The 22,870-nt window shown below is 65.3% G+C and carries 17 protein-coding genes; 6 read left to right on the top strand and 11 right to left on the bottom strand.

Annotated elements, in window-relative coordinates; all coding sequences use genetic code 11:
* Positions 1 to 48: 48 nt before the first annotated feature.
* Positions 49 to 777 (top strand): SDR family oxidoreductase, encoded by a 729-nt coding sequence (locus ACOJB8_RS31000; protein ID WP_069268146.1) that lies wholly within the window; start codon positions 49 to 51, stop codon positions 775 to 777.
* A gap of 83 nt (positions 778 to 860) precedes the next feature.
* Complete coding sequence (gene xth / locus ACOJB8_RS30995) at positions 861 to 1,646, top strand: exodeoxyribonuclease III (protein WP_368606283.1); 786 nt, start codon at positions 861 to 863, stop codon at positions 1,644 to 1,646.
* 9 nt (positions 1,647 to 1,655) lie between these two features.
* On the opposite strand, the gene ACOJB8_RS30990 is transcribed toward xth, so the two are convergent.
* From ACOJB8_RS30990 to glnA, 4 genes are all read right to left on the bottom strand, one after another.
* Positions 1,656 to 3,749, bottom strand: coding sequence for a prolyl oligopeptidase family serine peptidase (locus ACOJB8_RS30990; RefSeq protein WP_475016007.1), 2,094 nt, complete (start codon positions 3,747 to 3,749; stop codon positions 1,656 to 1,658).
* Positions 3,750 to 3,866: 117 nt separating this feature from the next.
* On the bottom strand, positions 3,867 to 5,438 hold the full coding sequence (ntrC, locus tag ACOJB8_RS30985) for a nitrogen regulation protein NR(I) (protein ID WP_342945909.1): 1,572 nt from the start codon (positions 5,436 to 5,438) through the stop codon (positions 3,867 to 3,869).
* Between the two features lie 66 nt (positions 5,439 to 5,504).
* Positions 5,505 to 6,647 carry a nitrogen regulation protein NR(II) gene (gene glnL, locus ACOJB8_RS30980; RefSeq protein WP_069268150.1) on the bottom strand — a complete coding sequence of 381 codons (1,143 nt, stop codon included), beginning with the start codon at positions 6,645 to 6,647 and terminating at the stop codon, positions 5,505 to 5,507.
* A gap of 230 nt (positions 6,648 to 6,877) precedes the next feature.
* The gene (gene glnA, locus ACOJB8_RS30975; RefSeq protein WP_042264808.1) at positions 6,878 to 8,293 is read right to left on the bottom strand and encodes a type I glutamate--ammonia ligase; all 1,416 of its coding nucleotides are present in this window, start codon (positions 8,291 to 8,293) and stop codon (positions 6,878 to 6,880) included.
* A gap of 449 nt (positions 8,294 to 8,742) precedes the next feature.
* On the opposite strand from glnA, the gene ACOJB8_RS30970 reads away from it, so the two are divergent.
* Positions 8,743 to 9,207 (top strand): rhodanese-like domain-containing protein, encoded by a 465-nt coding sequence (locus ACOJB8_RS30970; protein WP_133181498.1) that lies wholly within the window; start codon positions 8,743 to 8,745, stop codon positions 9,205 to 9,207.
* A gap of 114 nt (positions 9,208 to 9,321) precedes the next feature.
* Here ACOJB8_RS30970 and ACOJB8_RS30965 read toward each other — a convergent pair whose 3' ends face one another.
* From ACOJB8_RS30965 to hrpA, 5 genes are all read right to left on the bottom strand, one after another.
* The gene (locus ACOJB8_RS30965) at positions 9,322 to 10,179 is read right to left on the bottom strand and encodes a competence/damage-inducible protein A (protein ID WP_342945910.1); all 858 of its coding nucleotides are present in this window, start codon (positions 10,177 to 10,179) and stop codon (positions 9,322 to 9,324) included.
* A 35-nt stretch (positions 10,180 to 10,214) separates the two neighbouring features.
* Positions 10,215 to 11,048, bottom strand: coding sequence for an EI24 domain-containing protein (locus ACOJB8_RS30960; RefSeq protein WP_069268153.1), 834 nt, complete (start codon positions 11,046 to 11,048; stop codon positions 10,215 to 10,217).
* A gap of 138 nt (positions 11,049 to 11,186) precedes the next feature.
* Positions 11,187 to 12,245, bottom strand: coding sequence for a sterol desaturase family protein (locus ACOJB8_RS30955; RefSeq protein ID WP_342945911.1), 1,059 nt, complete (start codon positions 12,243 to 12,245; stop codon positions 11,187 to 11,189).
* Between the two features lie 17 nt (positions 12,246 to 12,262).
* Complete coding sequence (locus ACOJB8_RS30950; protein WP_368617710.1) at positions 12,263 to 13,288, bottom strand: YVTN family beta-propeller repeat protein; 1,026 nt, start codon at positions 13,286 to 13,288, stop codon at positions 12,263 to 12,265.
* Between the two features lie 146 nt (positions 13,289 to 13,434).
* The gene (gene hrpA, locus ACOJB8_RS30945) at positions 13,435 to 18,054 is read right to left on the bottom strand and encodes an ATP-dependent RNA helicase HrpA (protein WP_475016003.1); all 4,620 of its coding nucleotides are present in this window, start codon (positions 18,052 to 18,054) and stop codon (positions 13,435 to 13,437) included.
* Between the two features lie 23 nt (positions 18,055 to 18,077).
* Here hrpA and argA point away from each other — a divergent pair, with 23 nt between their 5' ends.
* From argA to proP, 3 genes are all read left to right on the top strand, one after another.
* Entirely contained in the window at positions 18,078 to 19,469 is a 1,392-nt protein-coding gene (argA, locus tag ACOJB8_RS30940) for an amino-acid N-acetyltransferase (protein WP_342945914.1), read from the top strand.
* Between the two features lie 42 nt (positions 19,470 to 19,511).
* Positions 19,512 to 19,787 carry an oxidative damage protection protein gene (locus ACOJB8_RS30935; RefSeq protein ID WP_069268157.1) on the top strand — a complete coding sequence of 92 codons (276 nt, stop codon included), beginning with the start codon at positions 19,512 to 19,514 and terminating at the stop codon, positions 19,785 to 19,787.
* Between the two features lie 654 nt (positions 19,788 to 20,441).
* Positions 20,442 to 21,899 (top strand): glycine betaine/L-proline transporter ProP, encoded by a 1,458-nt coding sequence (gene proP / locus ACOJB8_RS30930; RefSeq protein WP_475016001.1) that lies wholly within the window; start codon positions 20,442 to 20,444, stop codon positions 21,897 to 21,899.
* Between the two features lie 69 nt (positions 21,900 to 21,968).
* On the opposite strand, the gene ACOJB8_RS30925 is transcribed toward proP, so the two are convergent.
* A complete protein-coding gene (locus tag ACOJB8_RS30925) occupies positions 21,969 to 22,448 on the bottom strand; it encodes a metallophosphoesterase family protein (protein ID WP_475015999.1) in 480 nt (159 codons plus the stop codon).
* A 41-nt stretch (positions 22,449 to 22,489) separates the two neighbouring features.
* On the bottom strand, positions 22,490 to 22,864 hold the full coding sequence (locus tag ACOJB8_RS30920; protein WP_069268158.1) for a cupin domain-containing protein: 375 nt from the start codon (positions 22,862 to 22,864) through the stop codon (positions 22,490 to 22,492).
* Between the last annotated feature and the right edge of the window lie 6 nt (positions 22,865 to 22,870).

Genomic DNA, 22,870 nt, shown 5'->3' with positions numbered 1-22,870 from the left:
TAAGATACCTGAAACCGGGCCGCTGCAATCGACAGTGAGACAAGCACCATGACGCAAAAGAAAGCCGTATTGGTAATCGGCGCAGGCGACGCCACCGGAGGCGCCATCGCGCGCCGCTTCGCACGCGAGGGCTACATTGCGTGCGTGACGCGCCGCAATGCCGACAAGCTCGCGCCGCTCGTCGCGCAGATCGAAGCCGAGGGCGGCGAAGCGCACGCCTTCGGCTCGGACGCGCGCAAGGAAGAGGACATGATCGCGCTGTTCGCGGACATCGAAACGCGCATCGCGCCCATCGAGGTGGCGATCTTCAATATCGGCGCGAACGTGCGCTTCGGCATTACCGAAACCACGGCGCGCGTCTATCACAAGGTCTGGGAAATGGCCTGCTTCGCCGGGTTTCTGATGGGTCGCGAAGCCGCAAAAGTGATGCTGCCGCGCGAGCGCGGTTCGATCTTCTTCACGGGCGCCACCGCGAGCCTGCGCGGGCGCGAGGGTTTTGCGGCGTTCGCAAGCGCGAAACACGCGCTGCGCGCCCTCGCCCAGTCGATGGCGCGCGAACTCGGACCGCAGGGCATTCACGTCGGCCAGATCATTGTCGATGGCGCGATCGATACCGAGTTCATCCGCGAGAATTTTCCCGAGCGCTACAAGCTCAAGGAACGCGACGGCATCCTGAACCCCGAGCACATCGCCGACGCCTACTGGACACTGCACCAGCAGCCGCGCGATGCGTGGACACACGAACTCGATCTGCGGCCGTGGCTCGAGCAATGGTGAGGCAACTGTTGCCCGCCTGGCGAAGCAGGCGATAATGGCGGCCAAGTGCACCGAATGCACACCGTCACCCTACCGAGCCTCACATGAAAATCGCAACGTGGAACGTCAACTCCCTCAAGGTCCGTCTGCAGCACGTCATCGACTGGCTCAACGAGAGCAAGACCGACGTGCTCTGCCTCCAGGAACTCAAGCTCACCGACGACAAGTTCCCGCGTGCCGAACTCGAGGCGCACGGCTATCGCAGCTGGTTCGCGGGCCAGAAGACCTATAACGGCGTGGGCATCCTCGTGCGCGAAGGCCTGTTCGTCGACGAGGCCACGGTCGTGCGCAACATTCCGGGCTTCGAAGATCCACAGCAGCGCGTGATCGCCACGACCATCGGCGACGTGCGCGTGGTGAGCGCGTATTTCCCCAACGGCCAGGCGCCCGGCACCGAAAAGTTCGCGTACAAGCTGCAATGGCTCGACGCCATGCACGACTGGCTCGCGCAGGAGATGCAGCGCTATCCGAAGCTCGCGCTGCTCGGCGACTACAACATCGCGCCCGAAGACCGCGACGTGCACGATCCAAAGGCCTGGGAAGGCCAGAACCTCGTCTCGCCCGAAGAGCGCGCGCAGTTTCGCCGCCTGATCGAACTGGGTTTCGTCGATGCGTTCCGCCAGTTCGAGCAGCCCGAAAAGCTCTTCACGTGGTGGGACTATCGCATGTTCGCGTTTCGCCGCAATGCGGGCTTGCGCATCGACCATATCCTGCTCTCGCCCGCGCTTGCCGGGCACCTCACCGCGTGCGAAGTGGACAAGGTGCCACGCAAGTGGGAACAACCGTCCGATCACACGCCGGTGATCGCCACGCTCGATATCGCGGGCTAAACGCGCGCCTTACCAGTTCCCTGCGAGCGTAGTCCACAGAAAGCGATAAACGAGCGCGTCATACTCCGCGCGCTCGAGCGAATCGCTGCCGGGGCCGTGGCCGCCTTCGGTGTTCTCCAGATACCAGACATTCGCATGCCCCTGCTGCTCCATGCGCGCGACCATCTTGCGCGCGTGTGAGGGGTGCACGCGGTCGTCGCTCGTCGAAGTCGTAAACAGCGACGGCGGATACACGACACCGGGCTTCACATGGTGGTAAGGCGAATAGGCGGCCAACGCACGCGACTCTTCGGCATCCTCAGGATCGCCATATTCGTCGATCCATGACGCACCCGCATGCAGCAGCGGGTAGCGCTGCATGTCGAGCAGCGGCACCTCGCACACCACGGCGCCGAACAGCTCGGGGCGCTGCACCATGCACGCGCCCACGAGGAGCCCGCCATTGCTGCCGCCCTTGATGCCCAGTTGCGCGGCGCTCGTGTAGCCATCGGCGATCAACTGCTCAGCCACCGCGATGAAGTCGTCGAACGAGCGCTGGCGATGCTCGCGCTGCGCCTCGACGTGCCAGGCGGTGCCGTACTCGCCGCCGCCGCGAATATGCGCGATCGCCACCACGCCACCCTGCTCCAGCCAGCCAATGCCCGAGCCGACGAGGTATTGCGGCGTGAGCGCGATGGCGAAGCCGCCGTAGCCCGTGAGCAGACACGGCGACGCCTTGCGCGACTCGCCTTCGAGTACGGCCTTCGGGCCGATCACGGTAAACGGGACGCTCGTGCCGTCCGCCGAGCGCGCGTGCGAGCGGATCACCGCGAGCGGGCCGGAATCGAACTGTGTGGGCCAGCGGTCGAGCAATTCCCACTGCTGGAGATCGGTTTGCGCGAGATCGGCGAGCCAGTATTCGGGCGGCAGCAAGTAGTCGTCGACATCGACGAATACCTCGTCGTTGAGCGTGTCTTCGATGGGCGAGACATCCACCTGCGAACTCGCACGCGCAGGAAACACGCGCGACTCCCAGCGCCATGCGCCATCGTCCTGCTGCGGCTGCCATAGCATCGTGCGGCTTTCCACATCATCGAGCCAGGAGACGATCAAGACGTTGAGCGTATTGGTCCAGTCGCACGCCGACGTAACCGGCGTGGGCGTGAAGAGCGTCGTGAACGCGCGATCGCCGGCGAGGAAAGGGTCTTCGCGGATCACGAGCAACGCACCGCCCTTGTACGTCACGCCCGCAACGCTCCAGTCGAGGCGCGGCTCGAGCAGCAGCCAGCCGTGCCACGCGCCGACCGAGACATGCGTAGGCACGTCGTACACCTGCCAGTCGCCGCGCTCATCGAGACGATAGGTGTATGAATCGAAGAAGTCGACACTGCGCACCACGTCGTGGCGCTTCTCGACCGGATCGTAGTCGCCCTCCACGCTGATGTCGTCGAACTCGCCGCTGAACACCACGGGTGCGTCGGCGAGCGCGGTGCCGCGCGTCCAGCGGCGCACCTCGCGCGGATAGCCCGAGCGCGTGAGCATCTTCTTGCCGCTCTTGCCGCCCGCGTCCCATCCCAGGTACACGGTATCGCGATCGATCCACGAAATGATGTGCTTGCCTTCCTTCGCGATGGCGAAACCATCGTCGAGGAATTCGCGCTTCACGATGTCGAACTCGCGCACGATGACCGCATCGGAGCCGCCATCGGAAAGCTGGATCAGCGCGCGGTCGCCGTCAGGGTAGAGGATGTCGATGCCGGCGCACACCCATGGCATGCCTTCTTTCGCGCCGAGCGCGTCGAAGTCGATGAGCGTTTGCCACTGCGGCTCGTGGGCGCGCCAGTCGGCCCAAAGCGCGCGGCGCCACAGGCCCTTGGGATTGTCTTCGTCCTCCCAGAGATCGTAGGCCCATTCCTGCCAGCGGCTCGGGATCACGGGCCGCTCGCGCGGCAGGTAGGCCTGCGCGAGGCGCTTCTCGAGCGCCTCGAAGCGCGCACCACCTTGCCACGCGGCGCGCGTGCGCGCATTCTGCGATTCGACCCAGGCCATGACGGCAGGGTCGTCGAGCGATTCGAGCGAAAGGAACGGATCGGCCTCGGTGGGCCAGGGAGAAGTCACGGGCATGATCGGTCGTCGACAGGAAAACAGCGTCGATTATGCCCTGTGTGCGCGCCGATGCACTGCGCGCCGGGCCGGCTCGCGTGACGCGAGACCGGCCCGGTGCCACAAGCTAGTACGCGCTCATTCCAGATTGAGTTCCTGGATCTTGCGCGTGATGGTGTTGCGGCCGATGCCAAGACGCTCGGCCGCCTCGACCTTGCGCCCGCGCGTGAAGTCGAGCGCCTCGCGGATCACGGCGGCCTCGAAGCGGCGCGAGAGTTCGTCCATGACGTCGGCGCTGTTTTCGCGCAACAGACGCGCGACTTCCGTGCGCAGACCGCTCTCCCACACGCTCAGCGCCGAGACTGCGGCAACGGCGCCGTTGGACGCACCGAACGCGGGCGTGCCGAACACCACGCCGCCGATCACGCCGGGCAAGCCCGCGCCGGCCACGGCGCCCGCAACCGGCGAGACGCCGCCCGCGCCATTGGCCGCCGCGCCCACTTCGGAGGCGGCCGAAGCATCGGCGAGATGCACCACCGCTCCCGCCGAGCTGTGCGCAGGCACGAGGTCAGGCGGCAGATCCTTGATCTCGATGGTCTGCGCGGGCGCCATCACGGTGAGCCAATTCGCGAGATTCTCGAGCTGACGCACATTGCCGGGAAACGGTAGCGACGACATCCACGCGAGCGCCTCGTCCGACACGCGCTTGGGCTCCACGCCCAGCTCGCGCGCGCTCTTCTGAAGGAAGTGGCGCGTGAGCAGCGGAATGTCCTCGCTGCGTTCGCGCAGCGCAGGCAAACGCAGCCGAATCACGTTGAGGCGGTGATACAAGTCCTCACGGAACAGCCCCTGGCGCACACGCGTTTCGAGGTTCTGATGCGTCGCGGCGATCACGCGCACGTTCGCACGCAGCGGGTTATGCCCGCCCACGCGGTAGAACTGCCCATCGGAGAGCACACGCAAGAGGCGCGTTTGCAGGTCGAACGGCATGTCGCCGATTTCGTCGAGGAACAGCGTGCCGTTCTCGGCCTGCTCGAAGCGGCCCTGGCGCATGGCCTGCGCGCCGGTGAACGCACCGCGCTCGTGGCCGAACAGTTCGGATTCCAGAAGATCCTTCGGGATCGCCGCAGTGTTCAGCGCGATGAACGGACCGTTCGCGCGTGGGCTATGTCGGTGCAAGGCGCGCGCGACAAGCTCCTTTCCGGTGCCAGACTCGCCGGTGATGAGCACGGTAGCCGCCGAATGCGAAAGCCGCCCGATGGCGCGAAACATGTCCTGCATGGCCGGCGCCTGGCCGAGCATCTCGGGCGCTTCGGCGGGACGCTCGTCCCACTGCTGCTCGCCCCGCATGCTTTCGTCCACGGCGCGGCGAATCAGCTCGACGGCCTTGTCGACGTCGAACGGCTTGGCGAGATACTCGAACGCGCCGCCCTGAAACGCGGCAACGGCGCTGTCGAGGTCGGAGAACGCCGTCATGATGATGACGGGCAAGCCCGGCACGCGCTCACGCACGGTTTGCAGCAGCTCGAGGCCCGAGCCGCCCGGCATGCGGATGTCGGAGACGAGCACCTGCGGGCTGTCGTGATCGAGCGCGCTCGCGGCTTCGCGCACGTTCGAAAAGCTTCGGGTAGCGAAGTTCTCGCGGGCAAGGGCCTTTTCTAGCACCCAGCGTATCGATTGGTCGTCGTCTACTATCCAGATCGGCTTCATAAGTTCGGTCAGAAGTCCTGGTGGCGTGCGGTATCGGTAAATCTCAATTCAGGTCTAGCTATCGATTCAACTTTCAAGCGGCAGCAGTATCTGAAACTCGGTGTGTCCCGGCCGGCTATCCACTTCGATCAATCCGTCGTGCTGCTGGACGAACGTCTGCGCGAGCGTGAGGCCGAGACCGCTGCCATCCTCGCGTCCGGAGACGAGCGGATAGAAGATGCGGTCGCGAATCTCCTCGGGAATGCCGGGTCCGTTGTCAGTGATATGCAAGTCCAGTGCCAGCTTGCACAAGCGTTTGGAAATCGTGACCTTGCGCGCAATGCGCGTGCGCAATTCAATGCGCGCGTCGCCCTGCGAAATGCGTTCGCGCAGCGCCTGCGCCGCGTTGCGCACGATGTTCAGCAGTGCCTGGATCAACTGCTCCTTGTCGCCGCGCAGGTCGGGCACGCTCACGTCGTAGTCGCGCTCGATGGTGAGGCCGCGCGGGAACTCCGCGAGGATCACGGCGCGCACGCGCTCGCATACTTCGTGAATGTTCACGTCGCCGACGATATGCGGATGCCGGTGCGGCTCCAGCAACCGGTCGACGAGCGTCTGCAGGCGGTCCGACTCCTTGATGATCACCTGCGTGTACTCGCGCAGCTCGTCGCGCTCCAGCGCACCGAGTTCGAATTCGAGCAACTGCGCCGCGCCGCGAATACCGCCGAGCGGATTCTTGATCTCGTGCGCGAGATTGCGGATCAGATGCTTGTTCACGGCCGTGAGGTCGTGAATACGCTCCTCGCGGTCGCTGCGCAGATGCCGCTCGTTCTCGAAGAGTTCGAGCAGCACGTAATCGGGCGTGCTTTCGAGAAAGCCCACGACCACATGCACGTTCAGCGGCTCGCGTCCGGGCCGTTCCAGCGAAGCGTCGAGCCGCGTCGCGTGAAAGCGATGCTCGGCGATCGACGCGATCGTCGAAAGCAGCTCGTCCGCATTCGAGAAGAGATCGGACCACCCCATCTGCGCGAGCTGACGGCGCGAGAGATCGAGCATCGCCTCCGCCGACGGATTCGCGAAGGCAACGCGCAATGTGCGCTTGTCGAGCACGAGCACGACCGTGGGCAGCGCCTCGAAGCCGGGCAGCAGGCCCGACTCGACGAGCGGCGCGTCGTCGGAGAGCGGTTCGGCGTGGCCCTTTCTTGCCCTGATCAGATTCTTGAGCACCATGTTTCAGGCCGGACGCCATGCGGCGCGCCAGCAACGGTCCTGGTCGTTAGTTCTGGTCAATACGCTGGTCAACTAGCGGGTCGATACGTCTCGTCGACGAGCGACAGGCGTCCCAACGAAAAAGGGACGGCACCGCCGTCCCTTGGAGACCCAACGCGCACGCATCCTGCGAGTCGAAGAAACTGAACCGGCGCTTCGCTGTGTAGCATGCAGCGAAGCGCCATCGCCAATTACAGCGAGTAGTACAGTTCGAACTCGACCGGGTGCGTGGTCATACGCACGCGTTGCAGTTCGCTTTCCTTCAGCGCGAGGTACGCGTCGATCATGCCGTCGGTGAACACACCACCGCGCGTCAGGAACTCGCGATCCTTGTCGAGCGCTTCGAGCGCCTGGTCGAGGCCGGCGCAGACGGTCGGGATCTTTGCATCCTCTTCCGGCGGCAGGTCGTACAGGTTCTTGTCGGCGGCTTCGCCCGGATGGATCTTGTTCTGCACGCCGTCCAGACCTGCCATCATCAGTGCCGAGAAGCACAGGTACGGGTTGGCGAGCGGATCCGGGAAGCGCGTTTCGATACGGCGGCCCTTCGGGTTCGACACGTGCGGAATACGGATCGATGCCGAACGATTGCGTGCCGAGTAAGCGAGCTTGACCGGCGCTTCGAAGTGCGGCACGAGACGCTTGTACGAGTTCGTACCCGGGTTCGTGATGGCGTTCAGCGCGCGAGCGTGCTTGATGATGCCGCCGATGTAGAACAGCGCGAATTCCGACAGACCAGCGTAGCCATTGCCCGCGAACAGGTTTTGGCCGTCCTTCCAGATCGACTGGTGAACGTGCATGCCCGAACCGTTGTCGCCGACGACCGGCTTCGGCATGAACGTCGCCGTCTTGCCGTACGTGTGCGCGACGTTGTGGACGATGTACTTCAGTTGCTGCGTCCAGTCCGCGCGCTGAACCAGCGTCGAGAACTTCGTGCCGATTTCGTTCTGGCCCTGGCCCGCCACTTCGTGGTGGTGCACTTCGACCGGAATGCCGATCTGCTCGAGCAGCAGACACATTTCCGAGCGGATGTCCTGGAACGTGTCGACCGGTGCGACCGGGAAGTAGCCGCCCTTCGTGCCCGGACGGTGACCCGTGTTGCCGCCCTCGATTTCGCGGCCCGACGACCACGGTGCTTCATCCGAGCCGATCTTCACGAAGCAGCCCGATTGATCCGTGTTCCACTGGACCGAATCGAAAATGAAGAATTCCGGCTCCGGACCGAAGAAGGCGGTGTCGCCGAGGCCGGTGCTCTTCAGGTAGGCTTCAGCGCGCTTGGCGAGCGAACGCGGGTCGCGCTCGTAGCCCTTGCCGTCGGCCGGCTCGACCACGTCGCAGGTCAGCACGAGCGTCGATTCTTCGTAGAACGGGTCGATGAAGGCCGTGTTCGGGTCCGGCACGAGCAACATGTCCGAGGCTTCGATGCCCTTCCAGCCGGCGATCGACGAACCGTCAAACGCATGACCCGACTCGAACTTGTCTTCGTCGAATGCCGACAGCGGAACCGAAACGTGCTGCTCCTTGCCGCGCGTGTCCGTGAAGCGGAAGTCGACAAACTTGACGTCTTCGTCCTTGACGAGTTGCATGACGTCGGCCACGGATTTACTCATAACCTATTCTCCTGATTAACGATTTCGGCGAACGCTGCCGCCGTCCCAATCTTGTTTGATCCCCGCCGGCCTGCCCTGCTGCCCTGGCTGGCCGGCTGCGAATCGATCGAGACGTATAAAGCAGCTTCCGTGCCATGCATGCGCCAACGTGGCGCAAATCCCTTTCGCGACACGCACTTGGAGTCAAAAATCGTGCGCCGCGCTTTTATGGAGCCGCCACCGTGGCGGCTCATCGGCACCAAATTCGTGCAATCCCGAATTTGGCGCGCGAATCTCTCTTCATTATGGTGCAAAACATCTCGCATGCACCATTTCAATGCATCCCGCCCTTTGTGCCGCCCAATCCATCGCGTACGTCCGGTTTCACCTCGTCCGGACCGTCCTGCCCGCTCCGTCCCTACGCGCTAGAATGGTTTTTTGGTCCAACGCGAAACAGGAGATCCGTTGTCATGAGTACGCTCGAACAGTTGTACGCCCAGGCCGAGAAACGCCGCGTCGAGAACCAGCTGCCCTACGCGGGCGCGGTGTCGCCCGCAGAGGCATTCGAGCTTCTGCAGCTCGACCCGCGTGCGCGCCTCGTCGACGTGCGCACACGCGCCGAACTCGACTGGGTCGGCCGTCCCGTCGTGGGCGACGGCCAGTATTCGCATGTCGAATGGACCCGCTATCCGGGCGGCGTGCCCAACGCCGAGTTCCTCACACAGCTCAAGAGCGCCGTGGAAGCCGACGCGCCAGTGCTGTTCCTGTGCCGCAGCGCCGCGCGCTCCAAGCTCGCCGCCATCGAGGCCGCCAAGGCCGGCTTCACGAAGGCCTATGACCTGCTCGAAGGCTTCGAAGGCGACAAGGACGGCCAGGGGCACCGCAAGACCGTTACGGGCTGGTGCTTCCGCGGCCTGCCGTGGATCGGCGCCTGACACCCTGAAACCGCCCCGCTCCAACCCAACGGGCCACTCTGAGCGCCCCGTGTGACATGCCGATGATGCGCCGCCTGCCCTCCCGCCGCACGCGGCCCATCTTCACACGCTGATTCAAAAACCGGCGCGCGGCGCGCTGCGGCGTTCGCGATCGGGCGTCCCCTCGCCCGGCGCCGCCGGCTCGACCACATCGCCGCCGAGCTCGTGCACGCCTTCGCGCAGCTTCACGAAGGCGGCCGCCACGGCCTCGGGCTCGCCCTTCACGCCCAGATCGATGTGCCGGCGCGCATAAATGCCGCCGCGCTCCGCATCGCCCACGCTCGGCAGGCTAAACACCCGCACGCCCGGAAAATCGCGCTCGATGCGCTCCATGAGCGGCGTGAGCGTCGACTCCGGCAGCTCGAACACGAGCAGCGACTTCTCGGCGTGCGGCGTCTGGTGATGCAGGTGCGCGTACTTCGTGTCGAGCACCCATTCGATCATCGGCCAGGCCATCACGGGAAAACCGGGCACGAAGTAATGATCGCGAATCGAAAAACCCGGAATCTTGTTGTAGCCGTTCGGGATGATCTCGCAGCCCTGCGGGAACGTGCCCATCTGGAAGCGGTGCAGATTCTCTGGCGACTGGTAATTCACGGGATCGGCGCCCGTGTGCATGTCGCGGATGCGCTCGCGGATCGCCACCTCGGCGTCAGGGTGCAACGCGAGCGGCACCCCCAGCGCCGCAGCGGCGCACTGGCGCGTGTGGTCGTCCGGCGTCGCGCCGATGCCGCCCGTCGAGAACACGATGTCGCCCGAAGCGAACGAGCGCCGCAGCGTCTCGGTGATGCGCTCGGGATCGTCGCCCACGTACTGGGCCCACTCGAGCGAGAGGCCGCGCGCGCCGAGCAGTTCGATGACCTTCGGCAGATGCTTGTCGGAGCGGCGCCCCGAGAGAATCTCGTCGCCGATGATGATGACGCCAAATGCCATGGGCCGCCTCGTTGGATTGTCTTGATGATTGAGCGTTAGTGCACGATCGTCACGTCGCCGGACGCCTGCTGCACATCGTGGGCACGCATGCGCTGCAGCGCCCGCAGGCAGTAGTGCCCGAACCAGAGCGCCGTGAACACCAGAATGAACGCATAGATCCAGATGGTCACCGCCGCCAGTACCGGGAAGAACAGCAGCAGCCACGCGGACACGGCCCAGATGGCCGTTGGCAGCGAGCCGAGCAGTCCGCTCACCACGCCGATCACGAGCAGCGGCAGCCGATGGCTGCGCACCAGCGTGCGGCGCTCTTCGACGGTTGCGTGCAGCGCGAGCGCATCGTAGGTCATCACCCGATACGTGAGCCAGCCCCACAACAGCGGCGGAATCAGCGCGAAGAACGGCGGAATGAGCCACAGCGGCAGCGTCACGATCATCACGATCAGGCAGACGAGCGTCGTGACGAGCGAATAGAACAGGCTGCCGTACCAACTGCCGCCGTGCCGCATCTCGAGCGTCCCGTACTGGCGCTTCGACAGATGGCGGATCACGCGCGGCATCGAAATCGCGACGATCAGCAGCAGCACCGTGATCACGATGAGCGGAATCGTCAGGATGATGACGAGAAACGGCGCGATCGTCGCGCGCAGCCAGCCGAAACCGAGCGCGTCGAACAGATGATAGAGGTAGGCCGTCGAGGACCAGTTCGCGAGCGCGCCGCGCATCAGGTCGAGCAGCGGCTGCCAGAACACGTAGAGCACGGCGCCCCACACCGCCGCCGCCACGAGAAATGGCACGAAGGTGAGCAGCAGCATGGCGGGATGGAACACGCTCGCGAGCGCGCGTCCGAACGAGCGCAACAGGTCATTCATGCGAGCGGAATACGGCGAAAAGGACGGGTGGAGAACACGGTGTCGGCGAAATCGGTGCGACCAAGCCGACAGCATAAACCACCGCGCGCATGGCGGGTAAGACGGGTGCGAGCAAGTGCAAGGACGCCGTGGCGGCGCTCAGGTCACGGTGGCGTCGTCGCGCGCCTCGGCCGGCGTGGCGGCGGCGGCGTGCGAACGCGAACGCAGGCGCCGCGCGATGCGGGTGAACGCATAACCCTGCTGCGCCCAGAAACCCTCGCCATAGCTCACGCCTTCGAGCTGATCGCGAATGCCCGTGGGCTCGATCTCGCGATTGAACGACGCGCTGCCGAACATCATGTCCCACCAGGGGAACAGCACGCCGAAGTTGCAACCATAGTGGGTGCCTTCGTGGCCATAGCCGACGGCGTGATGGCGGCGGTGAAAGCGCGGGCTCACCAGCAGCCGTTCGCCGAGCCAGCCGAAATGCACGCGAATGTTGGCGTGCTGCACGCTCTGCACGAAGTTCGTGAGCGCGACGAGCACCACGAATTGCGCGGGCGGCACGCCGATGACGAGTGCCACGGCGGCGAACATGCACGACTGCCCGATCACGTCGAGCAGGTGGTTGCGGTCGTCGCACCAGAGCGACATCTTGCGCTGGCTGTGGTGCACGGCGTGCAACTCCCACCAGACGCCGTAGCGATGCGAAAGCCGGTGGTACCAGTAGCTGAAGAAGTCGAGCACCACGAGATAGATCGCGAACGCCACGAGCGGCTGCGTGCTCACGCCCGGCCAGAGATTGTCGAGGTCCACCGTCTTCACGCCCATGAGCCGCAGCGCGCTCTGCGCACGATCGAAGAACGGCTGCATCGTGAAGAAAAACAGCAGGTTCAGGATGCCGAGGCGCGTGACCCACGTGTAGAGCGCGTCGACGCCCACGCCCTTGCGGTCGCGCCACTTCTCCGCGGGCACGAGCGCTTCGAGCGGGCGCAGCAGCGCGTACATCAGGCCCACTTCGAGCAGACCCACGATCACCCAGTACAGTGCGTCGTAGGTGTCTTCGTCCACGTCCATCATGCCGACGCGGAAGAGCAGCGGCTGAATGACGTCGATGTAGAGGAGCGTTTGCAGCCAGGAGACGAGGTCGTCTGCCGACGCGATCACGGACTGCCCCGCGTGCGCGACGAAGGCCAGCAACGACGCCACCGTATCCATGCGCGCGCCCCGTTGCCTTAAGCTCCGTTCGGCGCCGTGACGGGCGCGCGATCGTAGAAGTAGATGCCATGCGGCGAGCGGCCCACGGCGATGGTTTTGATGAGCTTCCTGGTTTGCATGTCGATGAGGCCGATGTGCTTCGCGAAACGGAACGTCACCCACAGATAGCGCTTGTCGGCGGTCAGCTCCATGTCGTCGGGGCCGGGCATCAGGCCGCTGATCTCGCCGGTCTTTTCGAGCGTGTCCTCGTCGATGATGCTAATGACGTTCGCCACGCGGCTCGACACCAGCACATGGCGGCCGTCCACGAGCGAGCGGAAGTTGTGCGCGGCCTTGCCCACCTGGATCGTCTTGACGATCTTCTGGTTGCGCCAGTCCACCACCGCCACGTAGTCGGCGCCCGTCATGCCGACGAGCAGGTACTTGTCGCCGGGCGTGAGCCACAGGCCAGCCGGCGCGGCGCCGACCTTCATCTTCCAGAGCACCTTCTGCGTCGGCAGATCGACCGCGGCGATTTCGCCGGAAACCTGCAGCGAAACGAACACGGTGCGGCTGTCGTTCGTGAACGCCAGGTGGCTCGGCATGGCCGAGAGCGGCAGGCGTTTGGCGAGCGTGACGTTGCTGCCGCCCGCGTAGTTGTAGATGTCGAGGCGGTCGAGGCGCAGGCCCGTGGTCACGAACCACTTGCGGTCGGGCGAGAAGCCGAGCTGGTACGGGTCTTCGACGTTTTCGACCCAGCGCTGCGGCTTGCCGGTCTTCGGATCGACGAACAGGAGGTTGTTCGACACCGAGTTCGCGACGATCAGCGAGGTGTTATCCGGCGTGGGAAAGAGGTGGTGCGGTTCCTTGCCCGTGGGCACGGTGCCGACGACTTCGTGCGTCTTGTCGTCGATGAGGCTCAACGTGGCTTCGCCCGAATTCAGGACGATGATGTTGTTCGCGTAAGCGGCCGTGGAGGCGAAAGTGGCAACCGTCGCTGCGCAAGCGAGCGCAAACGTTGCGGCCTTGGCGGCGACGCGGCTAAAGGTGTTGTTGTTCGGCATGAAGAATCGTTCCCGGGCAGATTCGTGATTGTAGAACGTCTACCCGCAAGCAAGGTTGACGTAAAGCCCTTGAAATATGCAAGGGGCGCAATTGAGCGCCCCTTTTTCGAACAATTTTGAAGAACTGTTATGGCCCGCAATGCGCTTTATCGCTGCATCGATTCCCATACCTTGTGGAGGCGCTTGACCGAGACCGGCATCGGCGTGCGCAATTCCTGCGCGAAGAGCGAGATGCGCAGTTCTTCGAGGAGCCAGCGGAACTCCGAAAGACGCGGATCGAACACGCCCCCGCGCTGCGAGAGCGCGCGCTGATACTGCTGCGCGAGTGGCTGGAATTCGGCGGCCTGGCGCGCGTCGCGAGCGGGGTCGGCGCGCAGCTTGTCGATGCGCAGCGCGACGCCCTTCAGGTAGCGCGGGAAATGCACGAGCTGTGCATAGGGCGTCTCCAGAATGAAGCGCTTGCTGATGAGCGCGTCGACCTGCGCCTGCATGTCCGCGGCCGGCGCGCCAAAGGCCTTGGCCTGCACGAGCTTCTTCGCCAACGATGCGTATTCCGCGAGGATCTGCCCGACCAGCCGCGCGATTTCCTGCGCGAGCAGCGAAAGGCGTCCGCGGCCTTCATCCTTGCGTGCGTGGAAGCTCGCGTCGTCGTCGGGCAGCGGGTCTTGCAGGCAGGCGCGATCGAGCGCGAGTTCGACCAGCTGGTCGCGCAGCTCCTCCTGCGTGGCGCGCGCCATGAACTGCATCGCCATCTCGCGCAGGCCCGGCAGGTTCCTCTCCAGGTAGCGGATCGGCTCGCGCAACTGCAGCGCGAAGAGCCGGCGCAGCCCCGCGCGATGGATGCGCGCGGCCTCCTCCGGCGAATCGAACACCTCGACGTCGCAATGCGTGCCGCGATCGACGAGCGCGGGATAGCCGAACAGCGTTTGTCCGCCGCGGCGGATTTCCAGCAGCTCGGGCAGCTTGCCGAAATTCCACGTCGTGAGGTTTTCGTAGAGCGCCGTGGCAGGCGCGGCGTCGCCCGACGCGGGTGTGTGCGGCACGTTGCTCTTCTGCGGCGCGTTGCCGGTCGCATCGCGCTCGACCTGAGCGTTCTGCGGTGCTTCACCGCCCTGCGCATGCGTTTCCAGTGCCGCGAGCGCCGTCGCGCTCGCGAGCTTCTGGAATTGCTGCTGCGCCTGCGCGCCGAGTTCCGCGCGCAGTTGCGCGAGGTTGCGGCCCATCGCGAGCTGGCGACCGTGCTCGTCGATCACCTTGAAGTTCATGAAGAGGTGCGCGGGCAGCGTCTCCAGCTTGAAGTCGGCCGACTTCAGGGCGATCTGCTTTTGCTCGCGCACGTCGGCGATCAGCGCTTCCAGCAGGCCGCCCGCGCCGAAACGCTCGCCGCCCACGCGCTCCGCGAAGCCGGCCGCGTACTCGGGCAGCGGCACGCAGTGGCGGCGCAGCTTCTGCGGCAGCGACTTCAGCAGCAGTTGCGCCTTCTCCTTGAGCATGCCCGGCACGAGCCATTCGCAGCGGCGCGCATCGACCTGGTTGAGCGCGTAGAGCGGCACCGCGAGCGTCACGCCGTCGCGCGGCGAGCCCGGCTCGAAGTGATACGTGAGCGCCATCGCCACGCCCGACATCGTCATGCGCTTCGGGAACAGCTCGGTCGTCACGCCCGCCGCCTCATGGCGCATCAGGTCGTCGCGAGAGAGGTACAACAGACGCAGCTTGTCCTCGGGCTCGCCGCCCTTCCTCACCTCGTCGCGATACCAGCGCTCGAACGACGCGCCCGAGTAAATGCCTTCCGGAATCGCCTGATCGTAGAAGCCGTAGATCAGCTCATCGTCGACCAGCACATCCTGGCGGCGCGACTTGTGCTCCAGTTGCTCGATATCGGCGAGCAGCTTGCGGTTGTGCGCGAAGAACGCGAGCTTCGTGTCGAACTCGCCCTCCACGAGCGCGCCGCGAATGAAGAGTTCGCGGGCGCGCGCCGGGTCCTGCTTGCCGAACGCCACGCGCCTGCGTTGATACACCGGCAGGCCATACAGCACCCCGCGCTCGAACGCGCTCACCTGCGCCGCGCGTTTTTCCCAATGCGGCTCGGAGAGCGACTTCTTTAACAAGTGCGCGCCGACCTTCTCCAGCCACTCGGGCTCGATCTTCGCGATGCAGCGCGCGTAGAGGCGGCTCGTTTCGACGAGTTCGGCGGCCACCACCCAGCGCCCCGCCTTCTTCACGAGCGCCGAGCCCGGCCACAGATGGAATTTGATGCCGCGCGCGCCGAGGTAATGCGGGTCGTCGTCGGCCTTCAGACCGATATTGCCGAGCAGGCCCGTGAGCAGCGCGTGATGGATCTGCTCGTAGGTCGCGTCGGCTTCGTTGATGCGCCAGCCATGCTCGCGCACCACGGTCAGCAATTGCGAATGCACGTCGCGCCATTCGCGCAGACGCAAGTGCGACAGAAAATTCGCGCGGCACGCATCGAGCAGTTGCCGGTTGGACTTCTTGTGCGCGACGGCCTCTTCGAACCAGGCCCAGATCTTGAGCCACTGCAGGAATTCGGAGCGCTCGTCGGCAAAACGGCGATGCGCCTGGTCCGCCTGCTCCTGCGCCTCGATCGGTCGGTCGCGCGGATCCTGCACCGACAGCGCGCTCGCGATGATGAGCACTTCGCGCAGCGCCTGCTCGTCGCGTGCGCCGAGAATCATGCGTCCCACACGCGGATCGAGCGGCAGGCGCGCGAGTTCGCGGCCGAGCGGCGTGAGCGCGTTGTCGTCGTCCACGGCGCCGAGTTCGTTGAGCAGCTGATAGCCGTCGGCGATCGCGCGGCCCGGCGGCGGCTCGATGAACGGGAACGTCTCGATCGCCGTGAGATGCAGCGACTTCATGCGCAGAATCACGGCGGCAAGCGACGAGCGCAGGATTTCCGGATCAGAGAAGCGCGGCCGTGCGATGAAATCCGCTTCTTCGTACAGCCGGATGCAGATGCCGTCCGCGACGCGCCCGCAACGGCCCGCGCGCTGGTTCGCCGCCGCCTGCGCAATCGACTCGATCTGCAGCTGCTCGACCTTGTTGCGATACGAATAACGCTTCACGCGCGCGAGGCCCGTATCGACCACGTAGCGGATGCCCGGCACCGTGAGCGACGTTTCGGCCACATTGGTCGCGAGCACAATGCGGCGCGCATTCGACGGCTTGAAGACGCGTTCCTGCTCCTGAGCGGACAGCCGCGCGAATAGCGGCAGGATTTCCGTGTGCGGCGGATGGTGCTTGCGTAGTGCTTCCGCGGCGTCGCGAATCTCGCGCTCGCCGGGCAGGAACACGAGCACGTCGCCCGAGCCCTCGCGGCAGAGTTCGTCGACGGCATCGACGATGGCTTCCATCAGGTCGCGATCGGTGTCGCGCTGAGACTTGCCGCTCTTTTCGCGGCCCGTCGTGCCCTGCGCGTTCTTCACCGCCGGGCTGTCTTCCTGCACCGGGCGATAGCGCACTTCGACCGGATACAGCCGGCCGCTCACCTCGATCACCGGCGCGGGCTTTTCCTCGCTGCCGAAGTGGCGCGCGAAGCGATCGGCGTCGATGGTCGCCGACGTCACGATCAGCTTGAGGTCGGGCCGGCGCGGCAGAATCTCTTTCAGATAGCCGAGCAGGAAGTCGATGTTCAGGCTACGCTCGTGCGCCTCGTCGATGATGATCGTGTCATAGGCCTTGAGCAGCGGATCGGTTTGCGTCTCCGCGAGCAAGATGCCGTCGGTCATGAGCTTGACCGAGGCGCCCGGCGAGAGATTGTCGGTGAAGCGCACCTTGTAGCCGACCACTTCGCCGAACGGCGTATTGAGTTCGTCGGCGATGCGCCGCGCCGTGGCCGAGGCCGCAATCCGGCGCGGCTGCGTATGGCCGATCAAACCCGTGCCGCCCGCGCCGAGGCCGCGACCCAGCGCGAGCGCGATCTTCGGCAACTGCGTGGTCTTGCCCGAGCCCGTTTCGCCGCTCACGATCACGACCTGATTCTGTGCGATCGCACGCGCGATCTCTTCGCGGCGGCCGGAGACCGGCAGCGCTTCGGGGAACGTGATGGGCGGAACCTTGTTCGGCTCGATGTGCGCGCGTGGTGCACGCGGCGGACGTTCCTGGCGTTCGGCGCGCGGCGCGCGATCACGTTCGCCTTCACTGCCGGGGCGCGGCGCGTGTTCGGATTTCGGCTTGGCGGATCGCTGCGGATTCGGCGGGTTCTGCGGCTTCGCCTGCTTCGGAGGTTGCTGCGCGCGCGACGGTTGATTGCGCGGCGCCTCGGCGCGTGCCTCGCGCGATTCGTTCGGGCGATCTCGTGGCTCGTTTCGCTGCGCCGGGCGTCGATCGTCGCGCGCCTCGCGTCGCCTGGCCGGCTGAGCGGCGCTGCGCTCCGCACGCGGTTCGCCTCGCGATGGCGATTGTGACGGCGACTGCGGCGCGGGTTTCGTTTCGTTTCCCTGCTCAGGCTGCTGATGCAGTTGCTGATCCGGCTGCTGATCCGGTCGCTGATCCGGGCGCTGTTCCGCGCGCGGCGGCGTCTGCTGTTGCGCCTGTGGCTGCTTCTGCTCCGCACGCTTGTCCTGCACGCGCGCGCCGCCCAACGCGCCACCGCCCATCAGCGCGGCAAGCTTGTCCGTCGACGCGAGCTTTTGCCCGTCGCCATACTTCTGCGCCGCGCCTTTCGCTTTCGCGCCGTCCTGCGCCGTTTCCTTCCCGGCCGGGGTGTTGCTGCCCTGCGCCGAGGCAGGTCTTTTGGGTACATTCGACATGGGGGCGCATTATAATCCCGGGCATGAATTCCCAAACCGACCTCGTCCCCGCTACTGCCAGCGCGCCGGCCTCCGCCGCCGCTGCGGATTCCGACTCGCAGATCATGGCGCAGCACGCGCAGTTCGTCGACTGGATGCGATCGGTCGCGCCCTACATCCACGCGTTCCAGGGCAAGACGTTCGTCGTCGGTTTCGGCGGCGAGGTCGTGCACCAGAACCTGCTCAACGCGCTCGTCGCCGACATCGCGCTCTTGCAGGCCATGGGCATCCAGATCGTGCTCGTGCACGGTTCGCGCCCGCAGGTCGAGGAGCAGATGAGCCTGCACGGCGTCGAGTCCGAGTTCTCGCACGGCATGCGCATCACCAATGCCCGCGCGCTCGAATCGGCGAAGGAAGCGGCCGGTGAAGTGCGTCTCGACATCGAGGCCGCGATCAGTCAGGGTCTGCCGAACACGCCGATGGCGCACGCGCACATCAGCGTGGTGTCGGGCAACTTCGTGACGGCGCGGCCGGTCGGCATTCTCGACGGCGTGGACTTCCAGCACACGGGCGTCGTGCGCAAGATCGACGCCGATTCGATCCGCCACTCGCTCGCGAGCCGCAAGCTCGTGCTGCTCTCGCCGCTCGGTTTTTCGCCCACGGGCGAGGCGTTCAATCTGTCGATGGAAGACGTCGCCTCGGCGGCAGCCATCGCGCTGCGCGCCGACAAGATCGTCTTCCTTACGGAAACGCAGGGCCTGATCGACGAGGAAGGCGAGCTGATCCGCGAAATGTCGCTCGACGACGCCTACAAGCTGCAAGAAGGCGGCACGGTGCTCGGCGACGAAGGCTTCTATCTGAAGCACTCCATTCGCGCGTGCCGCGGCGGCGTGGGGCGTGCGCACATCATTCCCTACGCGCTCGACGGCGGCTTGCTGCTCGAACTGTTCCTGCACGACGGCGTGGGCACCATGATCTCGTACGAGAATTTGGAAAGCCTGCGCGAAGCCACGCCTGACGACGTCGGCGGCATTCTCACGCTGATCGAGCCGCTCGAATCCGACGGCACACTCGTGCGGCGCGGGCGTCACCAGATCGAGCGCGACATCGACCACTTCTCGGTGATCGAGCACGATGGCGTGCTGTTCGGCTGCGCGGCGCTTTACGCGTACTCGCAGGAGCGTATCGGCGAAATGGCGTGCCTCACGGTCTCTCCCGAAGCACAAGGCTCCGGCGACGGCGAACGTCTCTTGCGCCGCATCGAGCAGCGTGCACGGGCGCGCGGCCTCACGCGCATCTTCGTGCTCACCACGCGCACCGAACACTGGTTCCTGAAGCGCGGCTTCGTCAAGGCAACGGTCGACGACCTGCCCGAAGACCGCCGCCGCCTCTATAACTGGCAGCGCAAATCGCTCGTGCTGATGAAACAGCTCTGAGCGCGCCGCCACCCACACATACGACTACAGGAGAAGCACAGCATGGCCCGTATGATCCAATGCGCGAAGCTCGGCAAGGAAGCCGAAGGTCTCGACTTTCCGCCGCTGCCGGGCGAACTCGGCAAGCGCATCTATGAAAGCGTCTCGAAAGAGGCATGGCAGCAGTGGCTCAAGCAGCAGACCATGCTCATCAATGAAAACCGCCTGAACATGGCCGATCCGCGCGCGCGCCAGTACCTGATGAAGCAGACCGAGAAGTTCTTCTTCGGCGAAGGCGCCGACCAGGCTTCGGGCTACGTGCCGCCGACCGAAGGCTAAGGCCTCGCGATGCGCACCGGGATCCGTCCCTGAGCCGCATCACGCAACCGGTTACCCTGCAAAAACCGCGCCCCCGGCGCGGTTTTTTTATGCGCTTCATGCGCATTCCAGGGCGCGGAAACGGTTCCATCGAAACGGCGCAATCCCCCGCCGCGTGGGGCTTCCAGTCCGCGCCCCGAATCCCCGCAGATACTTGGGTTTGCGCGATCTTCCGTTATCGTGCTAACATGTGGCCTCGTTCAACAGGCATTAGCCATCAATTGCATTCGGCACGGCGCCCAAAAACGCCATCATTCCGAATGCGCATATGACAAAAGGAACGCTCCGCCACGCGGGCTTCTTTTTCGTTTCAGTGGCGCTTTGACCAGGCAATCCGAGGCACCTCGTGCCGGTCCAGCGTCCTCATGCGCCCTGCTCCCCATCCACGGCCACGCAGGCGCAACGTTAAACACAATTTGTCCGAGTGTCGTTTCGCGACACTTCAGCATTGCTTTCGTGCGCCGCTCGCCTTGCGCGATGCACCATCGGCCCGCCTTCGTCGCTGACGCAACGTGGCGTGCCGTGCGCGAAATGTCGCCGCTATCGCGAAACGGTACTCTCCGGCAACCGTGGCGGGCCCTCATGGGTTCGTCGCAGTCATTGGAGATGCAGACCTTGACCGCTTCCACTTCCGGCGCGTCGGCCCAGACCGACCTTACCCTCGACGACATCACGATCGTCGACAAAAGCCTCCTCAAACGCGCCGTCGGCGCCATGGCGCTCGGCAACGCCATGGAATGGTTCGACTTCGGCGTGTACAGCTACATCGCCGTCACGCTCGGCCAGGTGTTCTTCCCGTCGAGCAGCCCCTCGGCGCAGCTCATCGCCACGTTCGGCACATTCGCGGCCGCGTTCGTCGTGCGCCCGATCGGCGGCATGGTGTTCGGGCCGCTCGGCGACCGCATCGGCCGCCAGCGCGTGCTCGCGATGACGATGATCATGATGGCCTGCGGCACCTTCGCCATCGGCTTGATTCCCTCGTACAAGTCGATCGGCATTGCCGCGCCGGCGCTTCTGCTCGTGGCACGCCTCGTTCAGGGTTTCTCGACCGGCGGCGAATACGGCGGCGCGGCGACCTTCATCGCCGAATTCGCCACCGACAAGCGCCGCGGCTTCATGGGCAGCTTCCTCGAGTTCGGCACGCTGATCGGCTACGTGTTCGGCGCGGGCACGGTTGCCGTGCTGACCGCCGTGCTCTCGCACCAGCAACTGCTCGACTGGGGCTGGCGCGTGCCGTTCATGATCGCGGGCCCGCTCGGCCTCGTCGGTCTCTATATCCGCATGAAACTCGAGGAAACGCCGGCGTTCAAGCGCGAAGCGGAACTGCGCGAGGCCGAAGAGCACACGCGCCCCAAGCTCACGCTGCATTCGCTCCTCACACAGCATCTGCGCCCCTTCCTGCTGTGCGTGGGTCTCGTGCTGATCTTCAACGTGACCGACTACATGGCGCTGTCGTACCTGCCGAGCTACCTCTCGGCGACGCTGCACTTCAACGAGACGCACGGCCTCTTCCTCGTGCTGATCGTGATGGTGCTGATGATGCCGATGACGCTCGCGTTCGGCCGCCTCTCCGACGCCGTGGGCCGCAAGCCCGTGATGCTCGCGGGCTGCGTGGGCCTGATCCTGCTGTCGATCCCGTCGCTCACGCTGATCCAGACGGGCGCGCTCGTGCCGGTGTTTTTCGGCCTCCTGATTCTCGGCGCGCTGCTCTCGTGCTTCACGGGCGTGATGCCCTCGGCGCTGCCGGCGCTGTTCCCGACCGCGATCCGCTACGGCGCGCTCGCCATCGGCTTCAACGTCTCGGTGTCGCTGTTCGGCGGTACCACGCCGCTCGTGGCGGCATGGCTCGTCGAGCACACGCAGAACCTCATGATGCCCGCGTACTACCTGATGGGCGCAGCCGTGATCGGCATCGTTTCGGTGCTGGCGCTGCATGAAACGGCGCGCCGCCCGCTGCCGGGCTCGGCGCCGAGCGTGAGCACCAGGGCGGAAGCGCACGCGGTGCTGCGCGGGGTGCGTCTCGCGCGCGAACTCGACGAGGAATACGCCGTCGCCAACGCCGTGCGCGCCTGATAGGGCACCACTGAAACGCAAAAAAGGCCAGCGTCGTGCTGGCCTTTTTTCTTGCGCGCTCGCTTGAGCCTATTCGACGAGGTTGACGTGCTCGACGTCCAATGCGCCGTCGTCGCCGATCGTCAGCATCGCTGCCGAGATCGGCAACTTGAAGCGGCGCGGCCCCGCGCTGCCGGGGTTCACGTACAGCACGCCCTCGCGCGTTTCGAGCGCGGGCTTGTGCGAATGGCCGCTCACGACCACAGCAATGCCTTCGCCAGCAGGATCGCCCTGCAGGTCAGGTAGTTCGTGGACCACCGCAAGCCGGACCCCAGCAAACGCGACGGTCGTTTGCACCGGCAACGCCTCGGCCCACGCGCCATGATCGTTGTTGCCGCGCACGGCGGTGAGCGGCGCGATGGCCGCGAGCGAGTCGAGCACGCGCTGATCGCAGATGTCGCCCGCATGCAAGATGGCGTCCGCGCCCTCGACGAAGGCGAGTAGCTCCGGACGCAGCAGATTGTGCGTGTCGGAAACCAGTGCAACACGTAGCGGATGTTTCGCGGACATGACGTTGCGTTTCGGTTGAATCCTGCCGATTATCGCCGCGCTCACGCCTCGCCGTCGCCTTCCTCAGGCGCTGCGCCGACGTACACCGCGAGCCAGACGCTCGGCACGGTCGGATCGGTCCATGACACGCGATGACGGCAGTGCGCCGGGATGTGCACATAGTCGCCGGGCAGCAGGCGTCGCGGCGGCACTGCCGGGTTCTCGAATTCCAGCGTCGCCGCGCCGGCGAGAAGCGCCACCCATTCCTCGCGCGCATCGTCGTACCAGAACCCCGGCGGGCTCGCCTGGCCCGTGGAGACGATGCGCTCGATCAGCACCCCGTCACGCGAAACGAGCGTGTCGAAGCGCTCATCCTCGGCATTTGCGTCGATGCCTGCGAAGAGATTGCCGAATGCAACCGTGTTCGGTTCGTTCATGCCAAT

This window comes from Paraburkholderia sp. BR10141, from assembly GCF_056155635.1.
This window is presented reverse-complemented; position numbering and strand designations above follow the sequence as displayed.